Origin of the sequence: Bacillus sp. 491mf (genome assembly GCF_900112415.1) — a bacterium.
Lineage (GTDB): Bacteria > Bacillota > Bacilli > Bacillales > Bacillaceae_G > Bacillus_A.
Genome location: NZ_FOLV01000042.1, coordinates 17783 through 33974 on the forward strand (window position 1 = coordinate 17783; position 16192 = coordinate 33974).

Here is a 16192-nt window from a genome sequence, read left to right on the forward strand (position 1 = left end):
CTTATTCATTTCATTTTCCTTACCACGGAAAATACTTCTTCCACCAGCTTTGTTTATTTTTGTCCTTCTCTTTTAGCACTGCTTCAAATTCATCTTTCTCGTCAATATGATCCATGCAGTACTCCGTTGGTTCGGTCCCTTTTACAAAATACATTTTGACAGAAACGGGGCACCCTTTCGTGGCGATTTTCCCGTTTTCAGGGTTAATGTTTAGCGCGACTACATTGGCCGGTTTTTTAAAGTCTTGTTTCGGGGTTTCTTCTAATCCTTTCTCCATAATCGTTGCCCACATATTTTTTGCATAGACTTGCTCAGTTGGATTAGAGATTGTTTTTTGTTTATCATAGCCGACCCAAACACCTGTTACGAGATTTGGTGTAAAGCCAATCATCCAGCTGTCTGTCTCGGTTGAACCGGACTTTCCGGCATACGTGCGGGATAACTTTGGAATCAGGTTTTGCCCCGTGACGGAGGTATAGCTACTTAGCTTTTTATTAAACATACCCGTCATCATTTCTTCCATTACAAAGGCATTGTTCTCATCAAGAATTTGTTTGTTTTCTAAATGAGCATCATACAAGATGTTGCCGTCATGATCGACTACGCGCCGAATAAATGTTGGCTTTACTCGTTTCCCGCCGTTAGCAAGCAAGCTATAAGCATTTACCATTTCAAGTGGCTTTACGGGAGATGTTCCAAGCGCAAGCGATGGGACATCTTTTAATGAACTTGTAATTCCAAATTGTTTTGCGGTTTTTACAAGTGATTTTTCTTCTAAGAAAAGATGTGTTTTTACAGCGTATACATTGTCGGAAACAGCTAATGCTTGCGTCATTGTAATAAAATCATCGGCGTAGTAGTTTTTATAATTAGTCGGATTATACTTTGAAACACCATCGCCTAATGTGAACACGGTATGTTCGCTTTTTAAGCGGGTTGCTGGTGTAAATCCTTGCTCAAGAGCGGCGTAATATAAAAAAGGTTTAAACGTTGAACCTGGTTGCCGGTACGCCTGTGTTGCCCGGTTGAACTGACTTTTTTTATAATCACGTCCGCCGATGAGAGACATAACTTCGCCCGTTTTGGGGTTCATAGATACAATGGCTGTTTCTATCTCCGTTGTACTTGGAATGGTTTCGTTTACTGCATGTTCGGCAATTTTTTGTAGCTTTGGATCTAACGTTGTGTAGACACGCAGGCCACCTCGCGCTACCGTTTGCTCATCGAGACCAGCATCATTAATGAGAGAAGTTTGCACGGCACCTTGGAAATAAGGCGCTATTTCAGCTACTTCTTCTTTTTCAAGCGGAGCGAAGCCGAGTTGTTCTTGTTTTGCCGCTGCTGCTTCTAGTTTTGTGATATATCCTTGTTCTACCATTTCATTTAAAATGAGGGCTTGTCTTTCTTTTGCCCGGTTTTTATGCAAATAGGGAGAATACAAACTTGGTCCTTTTGGAATACCTGCGAGCATACTTGCTTCTGCTAAATTTAAATCTTTCGCATTTTTACTAAAATAGAGGCGGGCCGCTGCTTCGATTCCATAGGCACCATGCCCGTAATAAATTGTGTTTAAATAGCCTTGTAAAATATCATTTTTATTATAATTCACTTCTAGGCGAATGGTGTACATTGCCTCTAATAGCTTTCGTTTCCATGTTTTATCGTGATCTAAATATAAATTACGTGCGTATTGCTGTGTAATTGTACTCGCACCTTGTACTTTTTCCATCGCTTTAATGTCAGCAATCACCGCCCCGCCTATGCGTTTTACATCAAACCCATGATGGTTATAAAAGCGCTGATCTTCAATAGAAAGTGTTGCTTCTTTTACGTAAGATGAAATGTGATCGAGTGACACGTTATATCGTTCCTGTGCCCCATGACTTTGCCCCATAACCGAGTCGTCATTTGCATAAAAGATAGTTGTTTGTGGAACCGCAACAGGTGGTGGTCCTAAAATTTTCGCAACAAGTAACACAATGAAAATGGTAAAAACAAAGAAAAGGACACATGATAGCAGTGCAGTAAGGAAAAAGCGCTTATATTTCGCTTGTTTTTCATTTGTCGTAAGTTCCATTTCATTTGTCACCCCTCATAGCATGCTTTTACTAGTATTGAGGTTTTGGATTGTTTTTAAACTATATAAATTCATTTTGATTTATATAAAAAAAGAGCTTCTTATTAAGAAAGAAGCTCAAAGGCACGTGCTGGCCAGTCGGTAATGATGACATCAACGCCGTAATCTATCATCTTTTGCAGATCCTCATATTCATTAATTGTATAAGGGCGGAATATATATCCTTGTTGCTGGGCCGTTTGTACAAACTCTTTTGTAAGTAATTTGAAGTTTGGATGGAGGCCATTAGCTTGTCTTTTTTTTGCTTCAGTAATTGGATCTGCAAGCGGTTCATCGTATAAAATCGCACGGGGAATCTCTGGCGCTAAAGCTGCAAGTAGGGCAACGGATTCATGGTTAAACGAAGAAAATACAATTTGATTAGCAAGATGAAATTCGCGAACAAGATCTACAACTTTCTCCTCTATACCTGGGTAACGAATAACATCTGTTTTTAATTCAATATTTAATTGCAGTGTTGTTGTAGAAAGCCAAATAAGCACCTCGCGGAGTGTTGGGATTTTTGCTTCATGAAAAGAAGAATCCTTGTAACTACCAGCATCGAGTGCTTGCAATTGTTCGGCTGTTTGTTCACGGACAAGCCCTGTTCCATTTGTTGTTCTATCCACAGTTTCGTCATGAATAACAACAAGTTCGCCATCTTTTGATACGTGTACATCAAGTTCAATGCCATGCGCACCAACGCGCTCTGCTTCTTGAAAAGCAATCATTGTATTTTCAGGGTGTGTACTTCTCACACCACGATGCGCAAGAATAAGTGGTTGTTTCATAATGAGTTCTGCTACTAAAAATATATACAAATGTATACTCTTAGAGTTTTCCTGCTTCTATGAACCCCATTTTGCCAACTACTCGCTACTTTGGTTTATATGGCTCTCCACAGGCGTTAATTCCGATGTAGCCCACCGTACATATATACCTACTATTTATGTTAGTATGGTATATTCTTTTGCTTGTAGAAGGTTGATGCATGCGTTTAAGTCTCTATCCATTTCATTTCCACACTCACATGTATACACTCTGTCAGACAGTTTTAAATCCACTTTCTTATGGCCACAACATGAGCATAATTTAGAAGAAGGATAAAATCTGTCTACTTGGCGTAATTCAATGCAATATTCTTTACACTTTGCTAATAACCATGTTTGAAACGTATAAAAACATTGCCCCGCGACCGCTTTAGATAGATGCTTATTCTTCATCATCCCTTTTACATTCAAGTCCTCTATTGTGATATAAGTCGGTTTGGTTTTCACTAACGTATTCACAACAGCTTTTATATACTCTAATCGTATATTGGACAATCGAGCATGTAGTTTTTGTATTCTAAGAATATTTTTGTCTATATTCGCTCTTTTATTAGTAACAGACGTTTCACCTCTCTTTTTTAGATTTTCATACTTTTGCGATAAAGAGCGTTGCTCACGTTTTAGTTTTCTTTCTAGCTTTCTTACTTTATCTGTTTTATTAATGTTTTCGTGAACTTCTCCGGTACTACAAATAGCAAAATCTTTAATCCCTAAATCAATCCCTAACCCTGTTTCCTCCAACTTTGGCTTTACTTTTGTTTCTTCTACTTCACAAAGTATGGATACATAATATCTCCCTGCTTTTTGAGAAACTGTCCCGCTTTTCACAATGGCGTTTTTAGGGATATAACCGTACTCTTTCAACCTTACAAAGCCAAGAGTAGGTATTTTTACTCGATATCTTTCAATCGTCCAGTCTGTTTTGTTGTTTTTAGGGAAGTAACATTTTACATCTTGATTTTTCTTCTTTTTAAATCTAGGAAATCCACTAACCCCTGTAAAAAATCTTTTAAACGCTTTTTCTCCATTCATAATAGCTTGCTTTGTGGATTTAGACGACACACTTTTTCTCCATGCTTTATCCTCATTATTAGGTATATATTCGTTGTTTAACCACTTGGAAAAATCCATTCCACTTACAAATCTACCTTCTTTTTCATAAACCTCTTTATTGTGAGAAATGTAGAAATTGTAGATAAATCTGCTAACCCCAATAGTTTGATGTATTTTAGATTTTTGTTCTTGAGTAGGGCTAATTTCTATCTTGTAGGCTTTTTTCAACTTCCTCATCCTTTGCGATTTTTTTCTTGTACTTTCTTAACCCGTATATACGACAGCTAAAAATGTGTAGAATAATTAGAAGTTGAACCCTTGTATAGATAATAGTCTTTCTACCAATTTGTTTCTTAGAGCTACCCGTATACTCAAGATACTGTTCATATTTATAATACTTTCTATTAGTGGGGGTTCTAAAAGCCTTTAATTTACCATCATTATCCCATCTGTATAGGACAATAGCGGGCGCGTTTAACAATTCTGCAAATTCTTTGGCTTATAATGTTAACTCATATAATCACAATCTTCGCGTAATTACATTGCGCTATAATTGATTATACTTGTATATATTTTTACTAACTAATGAACTTCTTCTTTATTTTAATTCAATTATGAAACTGAGTAATTCAAAAGACAACCGTTTAAGGAAAATTTACAAATGTGTAATAGTTGCACAAAAGTTAACGTTAACGTAAAATGTAATAATGTTGGGAGGGATAGACGTGTATAAAATTGAGGAAGTAACTAAACAAACTGGTTTAACAAAGCGGACTCTTCGTTATTATGAGGAAATTGGCTTAATTCATCCACCAGAGCGTAGTGAAGGGAATATTCGCCTATATACTGACGAAGACGTGGAGAAAATAAAAAAAATTGTAGAAGCGAAAGAAGTATTAGGTATTACGCTTCAAGAAATGCAGTATTTCTTATCCCTTAAAGAACGTATGGAGCAAAGAAAAAATAGTGAAAATCCGCGTGATCGGGAAGTCATTCAAGAAATAGCCAATATGCTGGCAAATCAAATTGAGACGCTAGACAAGAAAATGTTACAAATGAAGCGTGTGAAAGAAGAATTAGAACATAGCTTAGAAAAAGCAACAAAGTTTTTAGAAAGAGGAGAATGATTTATATGGAGAGTAAACAACGAACGGGGAGACTCATTACAGTAGTCGCTACGTTTCTTGCCTTTTCAGGCATTGGGGTAGTCGATCCCATTTTGCCAATCATCGCCGAGAAAATTGGCGCAACGCATTGGCAAGTAGAAATGTTATTTACAGCTTATATTTTAACGATGGCCATTATGATGCTGCCAGCTGGTCTTCTTGCAGCACGATTTGGTGATAAGCGGATGATGACAATCGGTCTTGCGATTGTAACAGTGTTTGCATGCATTTGTGGGTTGTCACAAACAATTGCGCAGTTATCTATTTTTCGTGCTGGCTGGGGTTTAGGAAATGCGATGTTTTTCGCAACGGCAATGACACTATTAATTGCACTGAGTAAAGAAGTACATGAAGCGGTTGGATTGTATGAGGCTGCGATTGGCTTAGGTATGGCAGGTGGTCCGTTGTTAGGTGGTTTATTAGGTGGGTATTCTTGGCGTTATCCGTTTTTTGCGACAAGTGTTTTAATTGCTTTAGCATTTATTCTTGTTTTCTTTTTTGTAAAAGAACCAGAGCGCAAAGTGAAACGTCAGTCAGCTGGATTGAAAGAATTACTTAACCTAGTGAAGTATAAACCTTTCATACAAGGTGCCATTTCCGGGATGTTATATTACTATGCTTTCTTTGTTGTTTTGGCATATTCACCGCTTATTTTACATTTATCTGCTATTCAGCTTGGATTCGTCTTTTGCGGGTGGGGTCTTGCATTAGCGTATGGTTCAGCTAAACTTGCCCATCGATTAGAAGAGAACTATGAACCAAAAATGTTACTGCGTTTTAGCTTACTTGTATTTGCTTGCTTTTTAGTCTTATTATTCTTCGTGCAAGTAATGTGGTTACAAATTGTACTGATCGTTTTATCAGGTCTAGCATCTGGTCTTAATAATGCATTATTTACAAGTTACGTAATGGATATCTCGCCTTATGAAAGATCTATCACATCTGGTGTATATAACTTCGTTCGTTGGTTAGGCGGAGCAATCGCACCGATTTTATCGGGAGTTCTCGGTCACATGATTTCACCGCAAAGTCCGTTTTTAGTAGGAGGAATTGTTGCGCTAGTTGGATGTGTGATGATTTGTCTACCAATTCGTGAAAATGTAAAAAGTTAGAGCAAAACCCTTTCTTAGGAAAGGGTTTTCTTACTGTTTTATACATAATTGACCAAATATACGAACGAAAACAATTTGTTTCAAATATATTTACGGTATTTTTATAATTTTTAACTATACATTTTATATGTTTTGTTTTATTTTTGTTAGGGGACATTAATGGTGTCCACATTATAATTTGCAACGAAAGGCGTGATCGCACAATGGAACTATGGTTCACGGAAAAACAAACAAAGCATTTTGGAATTACAGCACGTATTAACCGCACTTTACATACGGAGCAAACAGAATTTCAAAAGCTTGATATGGTTGAAACTGAAGAATTCGGTAACATGCTTATTTTAGATGGCATGGTTATGACAACGCAAAAGGATGAGTTCGTATATCACGAAATGGTAGCGCATGTACCATTATTTACACATCCAAATCCTGAAAACGTTTTAGTTGTTGGCGGCGGTGATGGCGGTGTTATTCGTGAAGTATTAAAACACCCAAGCGTGAAAAAAGCGACACTTGTTGAAATTGATGGAAAAGTAATCGAGTACTCTAAAAAGTACTTACCAGAAATTGCTGGTGAATTAGAAAACCCGCGCGTAGATGTAAAAGTTGGCGATGGCTTTATGCACATTGCTGAAAGTGAAAACGAGTATGACGTAATTATGGTTGATTCTACAGAGCCAGTAGGCCCAGCTGTAAACCTATTTACAAAAGGGTTCTATGCTGGAATTTCAAAAGCGTTAAAAGAAGATGGTATTTTCGTAGCACAAACGGACAACCCTTGGTTCACACCGGAATTAATTTCAAACGTGTTTAAAGACGTAAAAGAAATCTTCCCAATTACACGTCTTTACACGGCTAACATTCCAACATATCCAAGCGGACTTTGGACATTCACAATCGGATCTAAGAAGCATGATCCATTAGAAGTAAGTGAAGAGCGTTTCCATGAAATCGAAACGAAATATTACACAAAAGAACTTCACAAAGCAGCATTTGCACTACCGAAGTTCGTTGGGGATTTAATTAAGTAAGAAAAGCGGAGCCGACTGTTCAGGCTTGACGGCTAAGGTTCTTTCCCGCAAAAAGAGTTTCTTCCTTTTCGCGGGGAAGAGTGTGGTAAATCGATAAAGAGGAGCAAGTAGCTCCAAATTTGAGACAAAATGAAAGGTTGGGATACCTTAAGTTCCAGATAGGAGGAAAAGAATATGCGTTTTGATGAAGCTTATTCAGGTAAAGTATTTATTAAAAGTCATCCAAGTTTTGAAGATGCTGAGGTAGTTATTTACGGGATGCCAATGGATTGGACAGTAAGTTATCGTCCAGGTTCTCGTTTTGGTCCAGCACGTATTCGTGAAGTATCAATTGGATTAGAAGAATATAGTCCATATTTAGATCGTGAACTAGAGGAAGTTAAATATTTTGATGCGGGTGATATTCCACTTCCTTTCGGTAATGCACAGCGTAGCTTAGACATGATCGAAGAATATGTAACAAAACTATTAGATGCGGGTAAGTTTCCGCTAGGTCTTGGTGGTGAGCACTTAGTGTCTTGGCCAATTTTTAAGGCGATGGCTAAAAAATATCCAGATCTAGCGATCATCCATATGGATGCTCATACAGATTTACGTGAATCTTATGAAGGGGAGCCGTTATCTCACTCTACACCAATTCGTAAAGTGTGTGATTTAATTGGCCCAGAAAACGTATATTCTTTCGGGATTCGTTCTGGTATGAAAGAAGAATTCGAGTGGGCGAAAGAAGTTGGCATGAACTTATACAAATTTGATGTATTAGAACCATTAAAGAAAGTATTGCCAACACTTGCAGGACGTCCAGTCTATGTCACAATTGACATTGACGTATTGGACCCAGCTCATGCTCCTGGTACGGGAACGCTAGAAGCTGGCGGTATTACATCAAAAGAACTATTAGATTCCATTGTTGCAATTGCAAATTCAAATATAAACGTAGTCGGAGCAGACTTAGTAGAAGTAGCTCCTATATATGATCACAGTGATCAAACACCAATCGCAGCAAGTAAATTTGTGCGCGAAATGTTACTTGGATGGGTGCAAAAATAAAAGCGAAGCCGACTGTTCAGGCCCGGTGGCTAAGGTTCTTTCCCGCAAAAAGTGCTTTTTACTTTTTGGCGGGTAAGGTTCTTAGACTTAAGGGACAGGAGGCGTAGCTAGATAAAGTAAAAGCGAAGGCTATTTCGAATTCATTCGAAGTAGCCTTTTTCTATGTCGTTTTTTCATCGAAACATATATTCATTAACATTCCTTACAATGATGTAAGGAAAGTGTAAGAAAAATCGATAGTGACTATCTTTTGTAAATTTTATACTGAACATAATAATAAGGAAGTATTACGTAAGAGGTGAAAAGCTTTATGCGTATGATATTAAAAGTTGTAGCGGTATTTGTTATTTTATGCGGGGCAGGAGCCTTTTATTTACAATCAAAAACAGAAGGTGTGCAGGCCTTTGTAGATAACTTCTTTTCAAGTAAGAAAGTAAAGGAATGTTATGCTGTCACAAATCAAGGCGAGAAAAAAGGAGACCGGTATTTGTACGCCTTTACTGCTTATGATAGAGAAGGAAATAAGCAAGTTGTGAAAAAAATGATAAATCGTGAGCTACGCCAAGGAGAATACCTGAAAATTTATGCAAAAGGTAGCCAAGGAAAAGCTTGGGCAGAGGCACAAGAGAATGAAGTACCAACGAAAGTGCTAGAAAAATTGAAGAAATAACGAAAACTCCAAGTTTACAATGAACTTGGAGTTTAATGTTTTACAAGGATAGAGATTATAAATTATTTTATGAAATATAGCATTTGTTAGGTTTCCTAATATTTCAGCAGACAGAAACCGCACTTTTTTGATATGATAGGAAAAGTGATTTATTATAAGCTTTATGTAATATCTATAATATTTTGAAAGGTGTGCAAGACGTGGAGAAGCAACTTGCAGGCTTACCAGTACAAGTTCACTTTGTAACAGAAATCCGTGAGGGAGTGCGAAAGGAAACTATTGCTTTTGATACAAATGGTCTATACTATGTAAAGGGCCAAAGTACATATGTAACGTTTCAAGAGCCGAACGAACAAGGCGAAGTGAAGACAATTATTAAAATTCAAGATGATCAAGTTCTCATTATGCGTTCCGGTGCTGTTTCGATGCGCCAAACTCATAAAAAAGGTGAGTGGACAACAGGAACGTATATAAGTGAACTTGGAACGTTTGCATTGCAAACGAAAACGGATAATGTCCTTTTTAAATGGTCGGATGAAAAGAAAAAGGGACAACTCTTTCTAACGTATGCATTGCTTCTAAGTGAACAAGAAGCAGGCCGATATACAATTACCATTAATATTAAGGAGGCACAGTAATGAACTCTTTAGAACAAGTAAAAGAACTTATTAAAGAGGAAATTAAAGCTGCTGTAGTAAAAGCAGAATTAGCGACAGAAGAACAAGTTGCAAACGTCATATTAGAAACACCAAAAGATAAAGCAAATGGTGACTTCTCGACAAACACGGCAATGCAGCTCGCACGTGTAGCGAAAAAGGCACCTCGTATGATTGCTGAGGATTTAGTTGCAAATTTCGATAAAGCAAAAGCTTCTATTGAAAAAATTGAAATTGCTGGTCCTGGTTTCATTAACTTCTATATGGATAACAGCTATTTAACAGATTTAATTCCAACAATTATTACAGCTGGCGAAGCATATGGGGAAACAAACACAGGTAAAGGTGAAAAAGTACAAGTTGAGTTTGTATCTGCAAACCCAACAGGTGACCTTCACCTAGGACATGCGCGCGGCGCGGCAGTTGGTGATACGTTATGTAACGTATTAGCAAAGGCAGGCTACGATATATCTCGTGAGTATTACATTAACGATGCGGGGAACCAAATTCATAACTTAGCGCTTTCTGTTGAAGCACGTTATATGCAAGCGTTAGGTTTAGAAAAAGAAATGCCAGAAGACGGTTACCATGGTGCTGATATTATCGGAATCGGACAACGCTTAGCTGAAGAGTTTGGCGATCGTTATGCAAAAGCTGATGAGAAAGAAAGCTATGAATTCTACCGTGAGTACGGTTTGAAATACGAATTAGCAAAACTTCAAAAAGACTTAGAAAGCTTCCGTGTTAATTTTGATGTATGGTTCTCTGAAACATCATTATACAAAAACGGAAAAATTGATCAAGCTCTTGCAGTACTAAAAGAGCGTGATGAAATATTTGAAGAAGACGGAGCAACTTGGTTCCGTTCTATGACTTACGGCGACGATAAAAACCGCGTATTAATTAAAAACGATGGTTCTTACACATACTTAACACCAGATATTGCGTATCACCGTGATAAATTAGAGCGCGGTTTTGATAAATTAATTAACATTTGGGGTGCTGACCACCACGGTTACATTCCTCGTATGAAAGCAGCAATTCAAGCGCTTGGATACGATAAAGATACATTAGAAGTAGAAATCATCCAAATGGTACAACTATACCAAAACGGTGAAAAAGTAAAAATGAGTAAACGTACAGGTAAAGCTGTTACACTTCGTGAGCTTATGGAAGAAGTGGGCGTGGACGCAATGCGTTACTTCTTTGCAATGCGCAGCGGTGACTCTCATTTAGACTTTGATATGGACTTAGCGGTATCAAAATCAAATGAAAACCCTGTATACTACGCACAATATGCACATGCACGCGTATGCAGCATCCTTCGCCAAGGTGAAGAGCTTGGATTAACTGCAGGCGGCGATGTGAACTACAAACTAGTTGCTTCTGAGAAAGAAGTAGACTTATTAAAGAAACTTGGTGAATTCCCAGCAGCAGTTGCAGAAGCAGCGCAAAAACGTCTGCCGCACCGCATTACAAGCTATGCATTTGACTTAGCAGCAGCGCTTCATAGCTTCTACAATGCAGAAAAAGTATTAAACCAAGATAATTTAGAATTAAGTAAAGCTCGTTACGATTTAATGCGTGCAGTACGCATTACACTTCAAAATGCATTAGCATTAGTTGGAGTATCTGCACCAGAGAAGATGTAATGAAGATTAGAAGTGATATAAAAATATCTGATCAGTCTATAGACTGATCAGATATTAATTTTGGAAAGCTTAAGTAGAAAAACGATGGAAGAGCTATCTCTCAGAAGTCGTTTTTTCTGCTCTAAATACATGTGTCAAAAATGTGCATGTTGATCATCCAAAAAATAGAAAAAAGGACTTAATTGTTGCTTTTTTGTAATTATTCTAGAATAATAGATTGTGAGAATGTTTTCTTTTTTGGGAAAATATTATTAGGAAATGGTCCAATTGTTGCAAATAATGTTGCTACAGTTACGCCAAATATTTCAAAAAAACCTTCATCTAACTAAGTGTCTAAACTATGAGCAAATAACCTTGAAAACTTCCAACCTAGTTAAGAAACTAGAGATTACATGTCTAAAATATATAAATACAAATTAAAAATGACATAAAAAAACTCTTTCTTTTTAGGTAGGCGAGAGCATCTGGCCATGCATAAAAGGATGAAAACAAAGAGAGAAAGCGCGAGTGCAGGTTATGTTTTGTTCTGCATAGTAGCGGTTTATATGTTGATAAATCAAAATGAGCTTATATAGTACATACTGTACAATTTAAATTTTTGTGATTTGATAAGAATTAATGAAAGAATATAAATCTCTCAGATTCTATGTTATTACAGAATATATGCACATGTTAATATTTTGATTTTGAGGATTCAACATCTTTTTAGAAAAACTAACCATTCTTATCAAGTAGCTGAAACGAATATATAAGTTCAGTTTAACCCTTCGACATAGCCACGGAGCCAATTAGGCAAGTACTTTTTCTCGACATTCATTTTACTCCAAAAATGAAAAGACCGATTTTCTTATTTTTGTATGATACGTAGGAACTCGGTTGACAATTACACTCTTTTTTATTACCTCAAAGTTTGTCCTACTGTATTCAAATTTGGAGAATATGACTTTCATCCGCATTGACAAATAATAAATACTTCGTCTGAAGTGCTTTTTATTATATAACACTGAGGTTGAAATACTTCGTGTTTTTCGTGTCAGCTTGTTTCTCTAAATATAAGGCGTTTTAAAGCTGCGGTTTTTTTGGCTTGTATCATACGCTACATTTCTTGTTTTCCTTCAGGATGATAAATATGGAAATCGACTAGATGCAATTTTATTATGAAATAGCTCGTCAATTCCTTTATTGTTCTTGCTAAATAGTAAAAATCAACAATCTCGTCGTTTAGACATATTAGAAAAAATAGATGAGTTTATATAGAAGTAACATTTCGAGTTTCAAGGTAAAAGAAGGGGTGAAGAAAGACAAAAATTCATAATGGTTATTCAACATATATAAATAAAAACAGCTCAATAACATTGATTAATAGAGCCTTTGTTATGTCTTTCTGCCCTAAAAATTACCTATATTGTAATTTGAAGGGGGTAACATAAAGCGTGCATTTAAAAAGAATAACTTCGATTTTCTCAATTATAATGATTTTTATGTTTACTATAGGCCAGAGTTTAATGCCTATAATAGCAAATGCACAAGAGTTAAATACAGCAGGACTTGTAGATAGACTGGATTTGGAAAAAACAGATCTACAGAGCTCAGAGTGGACGCAATTAACTGTAAACTTCAGTGAAAAGGATAGACTTAAGCTGAAGCCTGGAGACACACTAACATTAACACTACCTCCAGAATTACATGGATTTCCTACAAAGATTCAGTTAAGTGATTATGGTGAGTGTAAAGTAACTGGAGATAAAGTGATATGTACGTTTAATGATAAGGTAAATAAACACCAAAATATTAAAGGAAGTTTTTATCTTAACGTTCAAGCTACTAATGTAGGAACGGATGAAAAGAAAGAAATTGAAACAAATTTCGGTACAAATTTAGATAAGCAAACTATAACAATTACCGGTCCAACAGGTGGTGGTGGTACAGATCCTGGAGAGCAACCGTTTTTTTATAAAACAGGTGATACGAACTCAGGTCAGGAAAATGTACTGCGTTGGTTCTTGAATATAAACTTAAATAAAGACAATTTAAGTAGTGATATTGTTGTGAATGATAATTTACATGAAGGTCAAACGCTTAATAAAGATAGTTTCAAGATCCACATTAATAATGGTTCTGGAGTATCACCTCAAGCCTTTGAAGCTCAAGGTTATGGAACCATTATGTTTAATGGTGATAAATCATTTAAAGTTGTGATAAATAAAGATAAAGCGAGTGGTAATGCATTTTCGGTTTGGTATACATCTACTTTAACGGAAGCCGGAAAGAAGCAAGACTACTTTAAGAATGATTATCAGGTTGATTACCAAGTCACTGGAAAAAAACCGGCTTCTGAATCAGGTACTTTCCCAATCAAAAATATGGCAGGTGGCGGTACTGCTGAAGGTGACAAGGTTTCAAAAGGAACGCTAAGAATTGTTAAGCACCTTGAAGGAAATGAAGAAAAAGTAATACCGAATGTTAAGTTTAAGTTGTATAAAGCATCGGGCGAACAAGTTGGAGATGAATATATAACAGATGAAAAAGGTATAATCGAAATCAAAAATTTAACACCAGGTAAATACTATGTACAAGAAGTTTCAGCTCCAAACTATATTGATTTTGATCCTAAGGTAAAAGTAGAGTTTGAAGTGGAAGAAGATGCTGTAAACGGAATTAAGTTGCCGATTTCGAATAAAGTGAAAACTACATCGATTGCTGGAACGAAGACGTGGAATGATAACAACGCATCAGATCGTCCAAGTTCAATCAAAGTAGATTTACTCCAAAATGGCCAAAAGATTAATACGAAGGAAGTAACGGCGGCAACAAACTGGAAATACGAATTTACAGGTTTAGCAGTTTACGATGCAGATGGCAAAGAGTATAAGTACGAAGTGAAAGAACAGCCAGTAAACGGATATGAATCCAAAGTGAATGGTTATGACATTACAAATACAAAAGCAGGAAAAGTAAACGTAGAGGGAACAAAAACTTGGAAGGATAACAATGCAGCAGATCGTCCAAGCTCAATCCAAGTAGAGTTATTCCGAAACGGTGAAAAGATTGACACGAAAGAAGTAACAGCGGCAATAAACTGGAAATACACATTTGCAGATTTACCGGCATATGATGCAAATGGAAAAGCCTACACGTATACAGTGAAAGAACAATCAGTCCCAGGATATGAATCCAAAGTAAATGGTTATGACATCACAAATACAAAAGTAGGTAAGACAAAAGTAGAAGGAATAAAAACTTGGAAGGATAACAATGCAACGAATCGTCCAAGTTCAATCAAAGTAGACTTACTACAAAATGGTAAAGTAGTAGATACAAAAGAAGTAAGTGCGGCAACAAGTTGGAAATACACGTTTGACAACCTACAAGCCTACGATGCGAATGGAGTAGCATACAAGTATGAAGTGAAAGAACAACCAGTCCCAGGATATGAATCCAAAGTGAATGGTTACGACATCACAAATACAAAAGTAGGTAAGACTTCCGTTACAGGAATGAAGACGTGGAAAGGTGGCACAGAGGAAGAACATAAAGCCATCAAAGTAGACTTACTACAAAACGGTCAAGTGATTGACGCGAAAGAAGTAAGCGCGGCAACAAATTGGATGTACACGTTTGACAATCTACAAGCCTACGATGCGAATGGAGTAGCATACAAGTATGAAGTGAAAGAACAACCAGTCCCAGGATATGAATCCAAAGTAGATGGTTTTAATATCACGAATACAAAAGTAGGAAAAGTGAACGTAGAAGGAACGAAAACGTGGAACGATAACAACGCAACAGATCGTCCAAGCTCAATTAAGATAGACTTATACCAAAATGGTACGGTTTTACTGACGCAATATGTAACATCAGCAAATGATTGGAAGTACACATTTGCAGATTTACCAGCTTATGATGCGAAAGGAGTAGCCTATACGTATACAGTGAAAGAACAATCAGTTCCAGGATATGAATCCAAAGTAAATGGTTATGACATCACGAATACAAAAGTAGGCGAAACGAAGGTAGAAGGAACGAAGACATGGAAAGACGATGGTGCAAAAGATCGTCCGAAAATGATCAAAGTAGACTTACTACAAAATGGCAAAGTAGTAGATACACAAGAAGTAACAGCAGCAACAAATTGGAAGTATACGTTTGACAAACTCCCAGCTTATGATGCGAATGGAGTAGCATACAAGTATGAAGTGAAGGAACAGCTGATCGACGGATACAAATCCGAAGTAAACGGTTCAGACATCACAAATACAAAGGTTGGCGAAACGAAAGTAGAAGGAACGAAGACATGGAAAGACGATAATGCAAAAGATCGTCCGAAAATGATCAAAGTAGACTTACTACAAAACGGTAAAGTAATTGCAACAAAAGAAGTAACAGCAGCAACAAATTGGAAATACACGTTTGAAAACCTACCAGCTTACGATGCGAAAGGAGTAGCATACAAGTATGAAGTGAAGGAACAACCGGTAGACGGATACAAATCCGAAGTAAACGGTTCAGACATCACAAATACAAAAGTAGGTGAAACAAAGGTAGAGGGAACGAAGACATGGAAAGACGATGATGCGAAAGATCGTCCGAAAATGATCAAAGTAGACCTACTACAAAACGGTCAAGTAATTGACACGAAAGAAGTAAGTGCGGCAACAAATTGGAAGTACACGTTTGAAAACCTACCAGCCTATGATGCAGAAGGTAAGGCATACAAGTATGAAGTGAAAGAACAGCCAGTAGACGGATACAAATCCGAAGTAAATGGTTATGATATCACGAATACAAAAACTAAGGGCGAAACAGGTGAAGATCCAAAAGATCCGAACAAAGGTCCAAATGAAGATCCAAAAGAT

General features: G+C 37.0%; 12 protein-coding genes. 8 read left to right on the forward strand and 4 right to left on the reverse strand.

What is annotated here, in order from left to right; translation table 11 throughout:
* Positions 1-19: 19 nt before the first annotated feature.
* The 4 genes from BM211_RS22205 to BM211_RS22220 all read right to left on the reverse strand — a co-directional run bounded on the left by BM211_RS22205 (position 20) and on the right by BM211_RS22220 (position 4480).
* Positions 20-2077, reverse strand: a complete 2058-nt coding sequence (locus BM211_RS22205) for a transglycosylase domain-containing protein (RefSeq protein ID WP_035434066.1) — start codon at positions 2075-2077, stop codon at positions 20-22.
* Between the two features lie 104 nt (positions 2078-2181).
* Entirely contained in the window at positions 2182-2907 is a 726-nt protein-coding gene (locus tag BM211_RS22210; protein WP_035434086.1) for a glycerophosphodiester phosphodiesterase, read from the reverse strand.
* A 156-nt stretch (positions 2908-3063) separates the two neighbouring features.
* Positions 3064-4227, reverse strand: coding sequence for an RNA-guided endonuclease InsQ/TnpB family protein (locus BM211_RS22215; RefSeq protein WP_035434068.1), 1164 nt, complete (start codon positions 4225-4227; stop codon positions 3064-3066).
* The gene (locus BM211_RS22220; RefSeq protein WP_090999613.1) at positions 4199-4480 is read right to left on the reverse strand and encodes a hypothetical protein; all 282 of its coding nucleotides are present in this window, start codon (positions 4478-4480) and stop codon (positions 4199-4201) included. The genes BM211_RS22215 and BM211_RS22220 overlap by 29 nt, the downstream gene beginning before the upstream one ends.
* Positions 4481-4724: 244 nt before the next feature.
* Here BM211_RS22220 and BM211_RS22225 point away from each other — a divergent pair, with 244 nt between their 5' ends.
* The 8 genes from BM211_RS22225 to BM211_RS22260 all read left to right on the forward strand — a co-directional run.
* Complete coding sequence (locus tag BM211_RS22225; RefSeq protein WP_035434074.1) at positions 4725-5126, forward strand: MerR family transcriptional regulator; 402 nt, start codon at positions 4725-4727, stop codon at positions 5124-5126.
* Positions 5127-5131: 5 nt separating this feature from the next.
* On the forward strand, positions 5132-6277 hold the full coding sequence (locus tag BM211_RS22230; protein ID WP_035434076.1) for an MFS transporter: 1146 nt from the start codon (positions 5132-5134) through the stop codon (positions 6275-6277).
* Positions 6278-6480: 203 nt separating this feature from the next.
* On the forward strand, positions 6481-7308 hold the full coding sequence (speE, locus tag BM211_RS22235; protein WP_035434078.1) for a polyamine aminopropyltransferase: 828 nt from the start codon (positions 6481-6483) through the stop codon (positions 7306-7308).
* Between the two features lie 174 nt (positions 7309-7482).
* Positions 7483-8358: an agmatinase gene (gene speB / locus BM211_RS22240; protein ID WP_035434081.1), complete on the forward strand. Its 876-nt coding sequence runs from the start codon at positions 7483-7485 to the stop codon at positions 8356-8358.
* Between the two features lie 310 nt (positions 8359-8668).
* Complete coding sequence (locus tag BM211_RS22245; RefSeq protein ID WP_035434082.1) at positions 8669-9028, forward strand: YxeA family protein; 360 nt, start codon at positions 8669-8671, stop codon at positions 9026-9028.
* Between the two features lie 200 nt (positions 9029-9228).
* Positions 9229-9666: a YwiB family protein gene (locus tag BM211_RS22250; protein WP_035434084.1), complete on the forward strand. Its 438-nt coding sequence runs from the start codon at positions 9229-9231 to the stop codon at positions 9664-9666.
* On the forward strand, positions 9666-11336 hold the full coding sequence (gene argS, locus BM211_RS22255; RefSeq protein ID WP_035434085.1) for an arginine--tRNA ligase: 1671 nt from the start codon (positions 9666-9668) through the stop codon (positions 11334-11336). Before BM211_RS22250 ends, argS begins: the two co-directional genes overlap by 1 nt.
* 1481 nt (positions 11337-12817) lie before the next feature.
* Positions 12818-16192: Cna B-type domain-containing protein (locus BM211_RS22260; protein ID WP_256217189.1), on the forward strand; the 3375-nt coding region annotated here is incomplete at its 3' end.

Bases quoted from the DNA above. Each gene is read 5' to 3' on its own strand.
- BM211_RS22210 (WP_035434086.1), bottom strand. From the start codon at position 2,907: ATGAAACAACCACTTATTCTTGCGCATCGTGGTGTGAGAAGTACACAC.
- speE (WP_035434078.1), top strand. From the start codon at position 6,481: ATGGAACTATGGTTCACGGAAAAACAAACAAAGCATTTTGGAATTACA.
- BM211_RS22205 (WP_035434066.1), bottom strand. From the start codon at position 2,077: ATGGAACTTACGACAAATGAAAAACAAGCGAAATATAAGCGCTTTTTC.
- BM211_RS22245 (WP_035434082.1), top strand. From the start codon at position 8,669: ATGCGTATGATATTAAAAGTTGTAGCGGTATTTGTTATTTTATGCGGG.
- speB (WP_035434081.1), top strand. From the start codon at position 7,483: ATGCGTTTTGATGAAGCTTATTCAGGTAAAGTATTTATTAAAAGTCAT.
- argS (WP_035434085.1), top strand. From the start codon at position 9,666: ATGAACTCTTTAGAACAAGTAAAAGAACTTATTAAAGAGGAAATTAAA.
- BM211_RS22230 (WP_035434076.1), top strand. From the start codon at position 5,132: ATGGAGAGTAAACAACGAACGGGGAGACTCATTACAGTAGTCGCTACG.